This is a genomic window from Fulvivirga aurantia (genome assembly GCF_009711475.1).
Classification (GTDB): domain Bacteria; phylum Bacteroidota; class Bacteroidia; order Cytophagales; family Cyclobacteriaceae; genus Fulvivirga; species Fulvivirga aurantia.
In genome coordinates this window covers 1-13,178 of the sequence record NZ_SMMD01000879.1, presented here as the reverse complement: position 1 = coordinate 13,178, position 13,178 = coordinate 1, and the positions used below count along the sequence as shown (strand labels likewise).

Genomic DNA, 13,178 nt, shown 5'->3' with positions numbered 1-13,178 from the left:
ATTACGATAAATGGTAAGTCACATGGCCAGTTACAATTAAATGATTATATAGATGCAGTTGTAGATGACCCATTATCTATGACGATCTGTTTTGACGATGTATGTAATAACTATTCTTTTACAAATCGAAAGATCAATTATATAGAATGTTCTTATTCGTCAAAAACAGATAAAATTGAAACTACAATAATGCCCACCAATGAAGGTGAGTTTTATTTAAAGAATATTAATTTTCATAAAGCAAAAAGAAAATGATAAAAGATATAAAACTACCGAAAAGAAACCCAAGGAAATTCATTCCTGAAGATTTTAAGGTAGAGAACTGGGAAGGATTAGAGCCTTATTTTAAGGATTTGCTTGAGCGAGATATTAATAATGTCACTGAGCTCAGAAAATGGTTTCAGGATAGAAGCGAGCTAGAGTCAATCATATCTGAAGATGCCGGTTGGAGGTATATCTACATGACCAGATATACTGATAATCAGGAGTATACTCAGGCCTATCAACATTTTGTGCAACAGATACAGCCTAAAATTGCTCCGGTATCTGATAAACTAAATAAGAAGGCCTTAAATAGCCCATATCTCAAGGAGCTTGAGAAAGAAGATGGCTTCGATATTATGATACGAAGCCTGAAAAAGGCAGTTGAAATATTTAGAGAGAACAATATTCCGATTTTTACGGAGATACAAACCGAAACTCAAAAGTATGGGCAGCTAAGTGGCGCCATGACAGTAGAGTTAGACGGTCAGGAGCTGACGCTACAACAGGCAGCAGTGAAATTACAATCGCCAGACCGTGAACTTAGAGAAAAGGTTTATCACCGTATTGCTGAGCGTAGACTTACAGATAAAGACAAGTTTAATCAACTTTATAGCAAATTGATAAGTCTGAGAGATCAGGTGGCCAAAAATGCTGATTTTAAGAACTTTAGAGATTATAAGTTTGCCAGCATGGGCCGTTTTGATTACTCACCACAAGATTGTTTTGATTTTCACGAATCGGTAAAGAAAGAAGTAGTACCCATGCTGGATCAGCTTGCTGCTGAGCGTAAAAAGGCATTGGCTGTTGATACCTTAAGACCGTGGGATAAAGCGGTTGATCCTGAAAATCGTGAGGCACTTAAGCCATTTAAGGATAGTAAAGAACTCACTGAGAAGACAATAGCCTGTTTTAAAAAGCTGGATCCATTTTTAGGGCAATGCTTAGAGATTATGGACGAAATGGGCCATCTAGATTTAGAATCGAGAAAAGGAAAAGCACCAGGAGGATACAATTATCCACTTTCAGAGATTGGCGTTCCATTTATATTTATGAATGCCACCTCAACTTTAAGAGACATGATTACCATTCTCCATGAAGGTGGTCATGCGGTTCACTCGTTTCTCACCCGAGATCTTGAGCTGAGTGATTTTAAACATACCCCTTCAGAGGTAGCCGAACTGGCTTCTATGAGTATGGAGCTTATTTCAATGGATCACTGGCACTTGTTCTTTGACAATGAAGATGATTTGAAAAGAGCGAAAAAAGAACACCTGGAGCAAATTATTGAAACACTACCATGGGTCGCAACCATTGATAAGTTTCAACATTGGGTGTACGAAAATCCTAATCACGTTGAGGAAGAAAGAATTAATAAATGGAATGAGATATTCAATGATTTTTCTGATACGATCACTGACTGGGAAGGTTTAGGCGACAATAAAGACCACCTGTGGCAAAAGCAGTTGCACTTGTACGAAGTGCCATTTTATTATATAGAGTATGGTATGGCACAACTTGGAGCGGTAGCAGTTTGGAAAAACTTTAAAGAAGATAACCAAAAAGGATTGGGAGGCTACCTGAATGCACTTAAGCTGGGCTACACCAAATCAATACCTGAAGTTTACGAAGCGGCTAATATCAAATTTGATTTTAGTCAGGCATACATCAAAGAATTGATGGAGTTTGTAAATCAGGAAATCGAGAATCTTTAAAATAGCAATAATAAAAAAGGAGTAATACTGTCAGTGAAATTTCACGTGGTGGTATTACTCTTTTTGGTTTATCAAAAGATCAGTCCTTCATTACGACATCCCTGATCTCTTTCTTTTTGGAATAGGTTTCGTTGAGCTTTCGTGTAAGCGTATCGAGTTTGGCAGATGTAGTTTTTACATGTTTTACATATCTCTTTACACGATCTGTGCTGTAGTTATCTTGCTCGATGTTCCTCATCAATCCCTGAAGAGTGGCTACCGGCCCTCTCAAACCATGGGAAATGTCAAACAGTATTTCCTCCAGCGTTTGCTCATATTCTTTTCGATCCGTGATATCCTGAAAAATGCCATACCATATGATGTTGCCATTATCTTTTCTTTCAGGTGTAGCTTTAGCCTGATGCCAAGAAATACGAGAGCCATTTAATACGCGATATTCGAAATTCCACTCACTGAGGTTCTCAAACGAATCTTGTATTTTTTTTCTCAGTACTCTTATATCCTGTGGGTGCACATAATCCAGAATGTGAAGTGGTTTTTCCATTAAATGTTGAGGGTCAAGCTCAGGATGTAATCTGGATATGCCATTGCTTATAAATCTAAAAGAAACCGTACCGTTGAGGGCCATTTCAAACTGAAAGAGAGCCCCAGGTGCTTGATCTGTAATCTTCTTAAGCCTTGTGGCAGTTAGGTTGAGGCGCTTACTTTGCTCATCGAGTAATTTGCGATCGTTGAGATAGCTCATTACTTTATTTGCCAGCAGGCCAAGTGCTTTTTTTTGATTTTCTGAAATCTCCCGGGGCTTATTATCAATAACACAGAGCGTACCGAGTACATGACCATTGGGTGTCTCAAGCGGGGCGCCTGCATAAAAACGAATGAATGGCTCACCTGTAACTAGTGGATTATCTCTAAACCGATCATCATTCACAGGGTCGGAGACCACGAGTATTTCATGAGGCTTATTGAGTGCATGTTGGCAAAAGGCCTGTGATCGCGGAGTCTGATTTTTGTCGAAGCCTACATTAGCTTTAAACCACTGTCGCTCATCATCTACAAGAGAGATAAGCGACACAGGTGTATCACAAATGGCAGACGCAATTTCTACTATTTCGTCTAGCTCCTTATCAGGTACAGTATCTAATATGTTGTAGCTCTTAAGCTCGTCTAATCGACTGTTCTCATTTTGGCTCATATCAAACTTACGGATTGTGGTTTTTTCTGGCGGGTAATTATAGAACAATGATATGTAAATGGCTCTTTCATTCAAAAGGTTCAAATAACTATTTTAAAATCGAAATTTTAACGTGATAGGAGTAAGCTGTGGCTGATAAATGGCTTACAATACCGGATTTTGCAGCAACCAGGTAGAGCAAACCATATCGTTTTCTAAGGCTTTGCTTTGATTAAGCTGATGTCTCAGGTAGCTACGGAAGAGTCTTTCTTTTTCAGGATAGAGTTTAGAGAGTTTTTCTACAGCGTCAGCAATGTGCTTGTTGTTATGTCGATTGATTTTTCTCACTTGAGATTGTGGCCAAATGACGTGATCTACGATTTTGAGTTTGCTATCAATAAGTTGCTGGCTAAACTCAGCCTGAGTCATAGATTCTGAAATATTCTCGATGTCTATGGCACACGCTGCTTCGAGTATAATGTAACCATCTCTTGCGATACAGGTTTTTAGTAGATCGAGTGTTTCTTTTACATTGCCAAGCAAAGCAGAGTCGTAGCCATAAATCAGAATATCGGCTTGTTTAATTTTTGGTATAACCTCCCTGACGTCTGCTTTCTTAAAATAAATATCATCAGCATATTGTCTGGCTAGTGTAAAGGCTTTAGCACTTTCAATAAATTGAGGGATGATATCAATACCCAGGCCTTTAAAAGAAAAATGATCTCGGAGCTGTAGCAGAACAGCACCTTTGCCACATCCCACATCAACAATATAGTTTATAAGGGCAAAATCGTCTATATTATTTTGTATGAGCTCGATAATGTATTCCGGTACACTTCCAAGTTCCCAGAGGTTTTCGAAGATGGATGGCAAGAATGGCTCAATTTGTCCGTCCTTTATATCAAGAGAGTCGTAAAACTCTTGCTTTGAGTTACTCATGTGTTTAAGAGATTCCTTAGATCACAACAATTTATTCCTTTTATCAATTTATTAAAAGAAAAACATATAAATTATTGTAATTCTGACACTTATGAGCTTATTCTCTTACAGTTTTTTATCAAAATAGGCGGTAATCTCATTTTTAATATTTTCCCATTGCGCTTTATTGCCCTGTAGTGACTCAAAAATTTCTTTAGCCTTTGAAGTACCAAACCCCTTTGCCTCTTTGAAGCCTATTTTTGGCGGTAGAGACAACTCGCCACTATTGACTATGGCATCTATTATAAAAGGTTTTTTTGAGATTTTAGCCTTCTTTATAGTCTCAATGATGTCCTTGGCTTTTTCAACTTTTACTCCTTCACCACCAACTATTTGTGAGAACTGCGCAAAATCAAAATTATCTACTTTAAGCGCATCAAAGTTTGGCGCCAATCCTGCTTCTTCCATTTCTATTTTAACAAACCCTAATTCTGAGTTATTGAAAACAAGGATTTTAATAGGCAAATTGTATTCTACAGCCGTAGAAAGATCGTTGAGCGACATATTAAACGCACCATCACCCACGAGGGCCCACACCTCACGCTCAGGGTAAAGTAACTGTGCCCCGATAGCCGCAGGCAGACCAACAGCCATGGAACCATGATTAAACGCTCCGATCACGCGCCTGTCGCGGTGAAAGTTCATATAATTTGTCGACCAGATAGCTGACGTGCCAGTGTCGATTACGAATATAGCATCGTCTGCAGCAATATCGCTTATCGCTTTAGCGAAAGCTTGTGGATGCAAAGGCTCCAGGTCATGGGAAGTCTTAGCTTCATCGTCTTTGGTCTTTTTCCAGTCTAAGAAAGAGTGATTACAATCATCTAAAAATGATCGATCAGATTTTTCTGCAACACTCTCCAGAAGTAGGGGAATGATTGATTTGATATCCCCATGTAAGCCTAAATCTACAGAAGTGCGATTACCAATACTTTCAGGTCTAATGTCTATTTGTATGGTTTTGGTGTTTTCGGGTAAGAACTCTGTATAAGGAAAATCAGTACCTAACATGAGCAGTAGGTCGCAATCCATAATTGACTTGTAGCCCGATGGGTTGCCAATAAGGCCTGAAAGACCTACTACATTGGGTGCTTCATGATCGAATATATCAGCTGATCGCACGGTGTGTGTAATGGGGGCCTTTATTTTCTCTGAGAAGTTTAAAACATCCTGCTTGGCCTCACGGCAGCCGGCTCCGGCCAAAATACCTACAGAGGTTGCATTATCTATCATTTGAACAGCTGCATCTAATTCAGACTTGGCAGGGATAATACTACTGCCAGAGCGGAAGACTTTGTGCACGAAATCCTGATTTTCGGCCGGTTGTGTGGCGATGTCTGCGGGTAATTCAATGCGACAAACACACTTGTGATTTACCGCTATGCTTATGGCTCTCAAAATTACCCGTGGTGCCTCGGCAGCAGATCTTATAATGGCCTGATGCTCACATATATCATCAAACACTTTTTTAAGGTCCACCTCCTGATGGTAGTTTGTGCCAATATGTTCTGTGGGAATCTGTCCTGTAATGGCCAATACTGGTGATCGTTCTTTTTTAGCATTATACAGACCATTTACCAAATGAAGTGCTCCCGGTCCTACAGTACTTGCACATACACCCAGATTGTCGCTAAGCTCACCTTGTGCGAATGCAGCGTATGAGCCATTTCCTTCATGTTTTACCTTTATCCACTCAAGTTGTTTGTGCTCTTTAATAGCCACAACCAGAGGGTTTAGGGCATCACCGGCAACTCCAAAGATATGTTTCACACCTTCTGTTGCCAGTATTTCTAATAATTGTTCGGAGACATTCATGGTTAGTCAAGGGTTAATTGGGGGGTGTCAAGCTTTTTGCCTGACTTCTAACTAACCACACCTACATCATAGTGTTATCAAATTTCCTTTCTTGTAAGAAAGCTGATGCCTAACCAAACAAACCATACAATCTGACCAAGGCCAAATATTGCCTGTGTACTTTGGAAAAACGTACTCTGAGAGAAGTAACTTAATGAAGAAAGAAGTGTAAGTGTACCGGCCAAGCCGACTAGAATTCCCAGATAATGCAGCCAGGCAGAGAATTTTCTGACTGTAAGACCAACAAAACTTATCGTAAGCACCCAAATGGCTCCTACTATTTCTATGCCACCTCCCAGTGCATCTACTATAACATTTGTGGTTCGGTGTATGATAAGCGCCTGACTGGGGTCTTCCAGAAAATAAGTTTCTAAGATTTCTAAGCTGGAAATGAAAATTAAGCTGCTGGCCATAACTAAAACTGACCAGGTGTACCCGACTCCCGATACAAATTTCATGAGGTAAGGTGCATGTGATTTGAAGTACTGATCGATTGACTGCACCAAAATAATTAGAATGAAACTAAACGCTATGCCTATGATGAAATACCCAAGAATATAAATGTCTCTGTTGTTAATGAAGAATTGCAACCGCTCCTGGGCACTTGTGATGCCTGAAGTGTCCAAAACTCCAAAGAATAGTATGAAGCCTAAGATATAGGTGATCGCTTCTGCTATAGCTGAGAGTCCTCCCAGGTATTTTAGTTTTTTGCTCATGGGTATGGCTTTTTGATGATTCCAAATGATCATACGGACGCGCAGACTCCAGTAGTGATTATAATTGGTGGTAGGTGTTAGAAGTAGATTATTGGTTTTGTAAAGGGAGTGAGGCGGGAGGAGGGGGTAGTTGACTTTAATATGAATTGCCTAATTTCTCCAAATTATTATTTAGTCTTCTAAGCTCTATTAAAAGAGAGTCCTGCTTTATTTGATTAATAGAATCTGCATTATTTGACATAGAATTTAAAAATGAATCAACAAGTTTTTTTAAACCGTGACTCTGAGTTTTTAAAGGTCTGCGTAAGCCAGTAGCAAGCGTATCATGTGGTGAGTAATTATTAGAACTCTTTCCAGGATTAATAACTATAGATTTATTACCAAGAAAATCACTCTCAAAATATACTTCGGAATCTTTAGGTATCTCAAAGTTTGGCTTGACCTCTAATGTAAATACAACTTTATACTTATCAGATAATTCTAATTCAGTTGCGTTTCCCACAGATAAGCCATTTACATAAACTGGTGCCATGGTATTTAATCCATCGGCATCATCTAATGCTAAATAATATGTATCGCTATTATGACAACTGGCCAAACAAAATCCAATTAAAGTTAGGGCTATAATATTTTTCATTAATAAAATTTATCTGCACGCAAAGAAAATAGTAGACCTTAAAATTAATTGAATAAAATGAGTTATTCAGAAGTGTAGTATTTAATTGATTTAATAATTATTGCATTAGGCCTGTCGCACAACAGGTATTAAATAATCTCATTATTATCTGATAAAAGCTGGTATAATCCTCTCTGCGGTTACTTGCAAGGTACTGTTGTCATTGTTATGATCAGTAACTACAATCATCAGATCAAGCTCCTCAATCAAAATGATAAACTGGCCACCGCCACCCTGAGCAGATACGCTTAAATAGTTTTTATCACCGTATTTCAGATCTGAACTCCACCAGTAGTAACCGTAGCCCTGCTTAGAGACATCTTTTCCGCCTCCGTAAACATCATCATCACCGGTTAGGAGGATCCTACTGGTGGCCTTGACCATGAATGCTTCCGGAATGAGCTGCTCGCCATTCCACCTGCCTTTGTTCATAGCCAGGATACCCCATTTGATCATATTGCGGGAGGTCAGGCTTGTGCCACTACCCGATCTTGGCAGGCCGCTCACATCGGTACGCCATTCATAATTGGTAATGCCCATTTTGTCGAGGAGTTCAGTTTTGATAAAATCCTTAGCTGACCCTGGCACAACAGCCTCAATGACCTGCATCACAAATATTGGATCGTACTGATACTTGAAACTCTGAGACGCTGTGGTAACAGGCGCACTATGCTCGAGAAAAGCTTGAACTTGTCCCTGGCCTTTTAACTGGTCTGGGTTTTTCTCAAATTCCTCTGTCTGCTCTTCACTAATTCGGATACCGGAACGCATTGTCAATGCTTGGTGTAGGGTGATCTTTTCTACACCCTCAACAAATTTTGTAGAATCCAGGTCTTTGAGAAAGCTGACCACAGGTTTGTCTAAATCGGCCATGGTAAGATAACCCAGCTGGATAGCACGGCCAAGCGCCAGGCAAGTGTACGCTTTAGTCGCAGAAGCCTGTGGATGAGGCAAATTGATGCGGCCTTTTCTGTAGTATGACTCAAAGACCAGTTTGCCCTCGTGTAAAACAAGAAAACTGTCGAAAGGGCCGTGTTTATTATCGGCAATCTCCTGTGCCAGGTTAAGAATCATCTCTTTATTGCCGCCATCAATACCTAATTTGCCCACCAGTAAGCCGTCTTTTCTGTCCGCTGGTGCTGGGTTGATATAGGCTTCTTCAAGCTCAGGAATGTCCCAGAATGAGAGCTCGGCTTCAGCTGCTGTAGCCTCTGGTGAGTGCCGATCACTTTGTTGGGAAAAACAACAAGTTGTGATGAAAATGAGTATCAGATATAATGGGCTTTTTACGTGTTTCATAGTATAGCGTCTAAATGTGTTAGATGACAACTTTTGATTCCATTTTTTAATAATTCTGACCATGATTGCAAAAGGCAAATGATAAAGAGAACTGAGGTGATATATTTCATTTCTTATACTTTTTAGACGTTATCATTTAGATCCACCAAACCATGCCGGTTGCCCGCCATTATCGATCATCCGTTTCATGGAAGAGGCATCTTTATTTATGATGTACAGATGATTATTATCTGCCTCATCACGGGATACAAATAGTATTTGAGAGCCATCAGCAGACCAAACAGGAGTAGAATCTCGCACATCGTTATGCGTCAATCTGGTCTGATTGCTGCCATCAACATCCATGATATAGATTTCGAAATTTCCATCCCTGTTAGACATAAAAGCGATTTGCTTTCCATCAGGAGAAACCTCCGGATGCCAGTTTTTTGCATTAGTGTTGGTCAGTTGAATCATGTTGGTGCCGTCTATATCAACTATGCAGATTTCACTTACTTCCGATTCCGAGTTATAGATTAATCTACCATCAGGCATAAAATCAGGAGCACCACCAGAAAGAGAGCCAACCTGCGTTTGTTGGCTGCCATCAGGATTCATTATCCAGAGCTCAAATTTCCAATCTCCTTCATCTCCATTATAGACCCTGGAGAAAGCTATTTTATTACCATCAGGTGACCATGAAGGGCTGTTGTCCCGCATATTTTGTTCATGCGTCAGTCTTTTTCTATTGGAGCCATCACTATTCATGGTGTGGATGGACCATGTTTTCCTACTATCGTATTTTGCATAAAAAGCCAGCTGCTTTCCATCAGGCGACCAGGCAGGATAACCATTACCTCCTTCATAGTCAGTGATTTTGATTTTTGATTTGCCCTCCACGTCCGTGAGATAAATTTCAGTATTGCCCGATTCCTTTGATGAGTAGGCTATCGGATAAGCGATTGGTTCGGGCCTCAGAGTCTCAATAATCCTGGCATCCAACCAGTAAGGATTTCCTTCCCAATAGGTACTTCCATCTTCTTTGACCTTTTCATCACCCCGCCAAAAGAATAGATATTTCCCATCGGGTGTCACCCTTGGGCGCTGTTCATAGGCATCTGTATTTATGTGAGGCCCCATGTCAATTGCCGGGCCCCATGTACCATCCGGCTGTCGAAAACTTATGTAGATGTCAGGTTTATTTTTGCCAGCTTTCTCAACATCCCACATGATGTAGGACTCATCCGGAGCAACAAAAGGGTGAGCCTTATATGTCCCCGAGTTTATATCATCGTTCATTCTTTGAAGCGGTTCATATTGACCGTTTATAAGCCGTGAATAACTCATATAGCCACTGCCACCATCAGCGAAATCTATAAAATAGAAATAATAGGTACCTTTTGCTGAAGCAGTGAAGCCAGTGAAATTAAGGTCTTTGAATTGTTCCAGATTATTTAATTCGGACAATCCAGGCTTAAATCGTTCCTCATGTTTATTTATGTCGGTGGACAAGACAGACGGCTCGCTCCAGTTGCTGTTTTTGTATTGTGTAACGAATAAGGTAGTTTCTTTATATTGCCCACCAACCCGATTGAAGTAAAACTCCTTCATATCTGGTGTAAAGGTGAATAAACTTTCGACATGTTCTTGAGTCGAAACAAAGCCAGGAGCGAATAACTCAGGTGTTAAACCGGGGGTTTTTTGACCAAGATATCGCTCTTCCAAGGGCGGAAATTCAGGATCGTCCGCAGTGCCATTTTGAGCATAGACAGTGTTTATTAAAACAACTATTGTAAGCACTATTAGTGTTAATGTTTTCATATTAAGTTTTAGCCTTGTTTTCTGTAAAAGACGATTTTTTCTCCCAGCTATCCATTGTTAATTGTATCAACTGCTCTATGCATTAATGAACTGCTCCAATAAGCCATTTATATTGAGTAGCTTGCAGCGGTAAAATCATCACAAATGAAGCTGAGATCGTTATTTTTCTTTCTTACGGTGCTGCTGATACAGCCCTTGTATGCCCAAGAACCTGTTTACAAGGTTCAGAAAAGAGCATATAAAATTGGTGATCAGGCAGAGTGGTCGGCCCCACAATTTAATGATGAGGACTGGGTCGGTACAAGCCCTATTCTTCAAGGTGGTGAAATATTATGGTATCGTTTACATATCGAAATCCTGGAGGAACCGGAGTCTTTGCGCCAGTACGGCATTCAACTGGAAGCATATGGTGAGTATGAAATTTTTTGGGACGGGGTTTTGATTGGGGAAAATGGCAACCCGGGACAGGAAGAAAATCTGCCACCTGAGGGTGAACTATGGGCTACTTATGGCATTCCCGCTCATTTAAGTGATACAGGTGTGCATGTACTGTCATTAAGGACAAGCCTGCTCCACTTCCCCGATCATACCAGAATCCACGCACTGAAAATAGATTATTATGATGATTTATTTACCGATGCACTCATCCAAAATACCTACATGCACATTTTTGCAGGTGCATTTTTAATCACTGCCCTCTATTTTCTTTTTTTATACCTGAGCAACAGGAAGGTATATTCAACACTCATTTTTAGTATATGTTGTTTCCTAATTTTCGCCCTGGTTGTAACGGTATTTAGCAATGAGTATTTGCCACTACATTACAGTAACCATGTTTTAAGACTTCAAATTCTAAGTATCTTTTTACTGGGTATTTCATTTTTGATTCCGTTTTACTTTTCACTGCAGTTTCCTTACCCATGGCGAAAATTATCACTGATTCTATATCTTGGAATTCTTCTTTTCATTTTATTTATGAAACACCATGCTTATGATTTCAAGGCAATTAGCCTGGTTTTGAGTATGTGGATCTTCTCCTTTGGTATAGTCTCATACGGAGCATACAATAAGGTAAAAGGCACACATCTCGTTTTGGTAATATTGCTATTGTCAATGGTCGTGTTTCTCGTTACCAGTTTTGTTATTAGTCTGTACGTTGGTCTTGGGTTGATTCTGTTGAGTATGCTATACCTACTAGCTCTTCAAATCAAATCAGAAAGACTGGCTTATGAACAATCCCTTGTTCAGTCTACCCGTCTGCGGCTGGAGCTGTTGAAAAAAAACATTCAGCCACACTTTCTGATGAACACCCTTACCTCACTCATAGATTGGGTAGAAGAAGCACCTAAAAAAGGAGTTTTATTTATCGAAGCACTGGCCAGGGAATTTGACCTGTTTAACCAGATAGAAAATCAAAAACTAATACCTATAACTCAGGAAATAGCGCTTTGTCGATCACATCTTGAGATTATGGGATATAGAAAAGAAATCAATTATATCTGGGAAGAAGAGGACATAGACCATGAGCAAAAAATACCTCCAGCGGTGCTACATACCCTTTTGGAAAACGGCATTACGCATAGTTTGCCATTGAAAGATAATAGTATCAGGTTTATGTTGAGCTATGTATCGAATAGTGATTACAAGTGTTATACCTTTTTGACTTTTGCGGCTGGGTTGACATCATCAACGAACAAAAGAGGAGAAGGTACCGGACTGAAGTACGTAAAAGCGCGACTTACAGAAAGTTATGGATCGAAGTGGGAGTTTACTTCAGAACCGACTGATCAGGGTTGGAAAAGCACCATAAAAATTTATTCTGAGGCAGTATGAACATCTTAATTGTAGAAGACGAATCGAGAATTGCCAAAAGAGTTGAGCGCATGACCCGTGATATCCTAGGTCCTGGTATACAATCGCTGAAGCACATCAACACCCTGCATGAGGCGCTGGAGTATATAGAAAGCAATACATTGGATCTTGTGCTGCTCGATTTAAACCTTAATGGTGAAAATGGCTTTGACATGCTTACTACAGCGGTTTCCGGATCGTTTCACACGATCGTTATTTCTGCGTACAAAGAACAGGCAATTACAGCGTTCGAATACGGGGTTTTAGATTTTGTGCCCAAACCTTTTAATAGGGAAAGGCTGGAGCAAGCCCTAAACCGAACCACATCCAATGAAAAAGCAGCTGCAAATGACACTAAATATTTAGCCATAAAAAAGAGACACAGGTTACAGCTTGTACCGGTAGAAGATGTGATTTACATCAAGGGAGCTGGTGCCTATACGGAGCTCTTTCTGGCGGATGGGAAAAAAGAACTGCACGATAAATCACTCGAAAAACTGGAGCAGCTGTTATCTCCTACCTTCGAGCGCATGCACAAGTCCTACCTGGTAAAGATGTCTGAAGTAGAAGAGATCATTGTGAAATCTGGCAGCAAATATATGGCGGAATTAAAAAATGGTAAGATGATTCCTATTGGTAGAACCAAGTATAAGGAGATAAAAGGGAAGTGGGTTTGAGTGGTTTGTTTAGGTCACCGATTGAGTTCGCCAGGGAACCCAAATAACCTCAAGGAAGAACTACGAACTTTAGCAAAAGCAATCCTGCCAGCCTACCGGCTGGAAAACAAAACACAAGAAATGTGGCCTAGTCGCACTGGCGTGATTAAAAGTGAGTAAAGGCATGAATGCTATATG

Annotated in this window: 11 protein-coding genes; 4 read left to right on the top strand and 7 right to left on the bottom strand. The window is 40.1% G+C overall.

Annotation, left to right across the window (positions count from 1 at the left end):
* The coding region (locus tag E1176_RS20985; protein ID WP_222933155.1) for a hypothetical protein at positions 1 to 255 on the top strand (255 nt) is incomplete at its 5' end.
* Positions 252 to 1,976 carry a M3 family oligoendopeptidase gene (locus E1176_RS14465; protein ID WP_155211347.1) on the top strand — a complete coding sequence of 575 codons (1,725 nt, stop codon included), beginning with the start codon at positions 252 to 254 and terminating at the stop codon, positions 1,974 to 1,976. The genes E1176_RS20985 and E1176_RS14465, both read left to right, overlap by 4 nt.
* A gap of 79 nt (positions 1,977 to 2,055) precedes the next feature.
* Here E1176_RS14465 and E1176_RS20750 read toward each other — a convergent pair whose 3' ends face one another.
* The 7 genes from E1176_RS20750 to E1176_RS14430 all read right to left on the bottom strand — a co-directional run bounded on the left by E1176_RS20750 (position 2,056) and on the right by E1176_RS14430 (position 10,473).
* On the bottom strand, positions 2,056 to 3,171 hold the full coding sequence (locus E1176_RS20750; RefSeq protein WP_222933154.1) for a GAF domain-containing protein: 1,116 nt from the start codon (positions 3,169 to 3,171) through the stop codon (positions 2,056 to 2,058).
* 144 nt (positions 3,172 to 3,315) lie between these two features.
* Positions 3,316 to 4,089, bottom strand: coding sequence for a class I SAM-dependent methyltransferase (locus E1176_RS14455; RefSeq protein ID WP_155211346.1), 774 nt, complete (start codon positions 4,087 to 4,089; stop codon positions 3,316 to 3,318).
* 105 nt (positions 4,090 to 4,194) lie between these two features.
* Positions 4,195 to 5,943, bottom strand: coding sequence for a thiamine pyrophosphate-dependent enzyme (locus tag E1176_RS14450; protein WP_155211345.1), 1,749 nt, complete (start codon positions 5,941 to 5,943; stop codon positions 4,195 to 4,197).
* 77 nt (positions 5,944 to 6,020) lie between these two features.
* Positions 6,021 to 6,698, bottom strand: coding sequence for a DUF4386 family protein (locus E1176_RS14445; protein WP_155211344.1), 678 nt, complete (start codon positions 6,696 to 6,698; stop codon positions 6,021 to 6,023).
* Between the two features lie 136 nt (positions 6,699 to 6,834).
* Entirely contained in the window at positions 6,835 to 7,335 is a 501-nt protein-coding gene (locus E1176_RS14440; protein WP_155211343.1) for an MlaD family protein, read from the bottom strand.
* Between the two features lie 144 nt (positions 7,336 to 7,479).
* The gene (locus tag E1176_RS14435) at positions 7,480 to 8,673 is read right to left on the bottom strand and encodes a serine hydrolase domain-containing protein (RefSeq protein WP_155211342.1); all 1,194 of its coding nucleotides are present in this window, start codon (positions 8,671 to 8,673) and stop codon (positions 7,480 to 7,482) included.
* A gap of 132 nt (positions 8,674 to 8,805) precedes the next feature.
* Positions 8,806 to 10,473 (bottom strand): TolB family protein, encoded by a 1,668-nt coding sequence (locus E1176_RS14430; RefSeq protein ID WP_155211341.1) that lies wholly within the window; start codon positions 10,471 to 10,473, stop codon positions 8,806 to 8,808.
* A 144-nt stretch (positions 10,474 to 10,617) separates the two neighbouring features.
* Between E1176_RS14430 and E1176_RS14425 the strand changes: the two genes are divergently transcribed.
* Both E1176_RS14425 and E1176_RS14420 read left to right on the top strand, forming a co-directional pair.
* Positions 10,618 to 12,306, top strand: a complete 1,689-nt coding sequence (locus E1176_RS14425; RefSeq protein ID WP_155211340.1) for a histidine kinase — start codon at positions 10,618 to 10,620, stop codon at positions 12,304 to 12,306.
* Positions 12,303 to 13,001 (top strand): LytR/AlgR family response regulator transcription factor, encoded by a 699-nt coding sequence (locus E1176_RS14420; RefSeq protein ID WP_155211339.1) that lies wholly within the window; start codon positions 12,303 to 12,305, stop codon positions 12,999 to 13,001. The genes E1176_RS14425 and E1176_RS14420 overlap by 4 nt, the downstream gene beginning before the upstream one ends.
* The last annotated feature ends 177 nt before the right edge of the window (positions 13,002 to 13,178 follow it).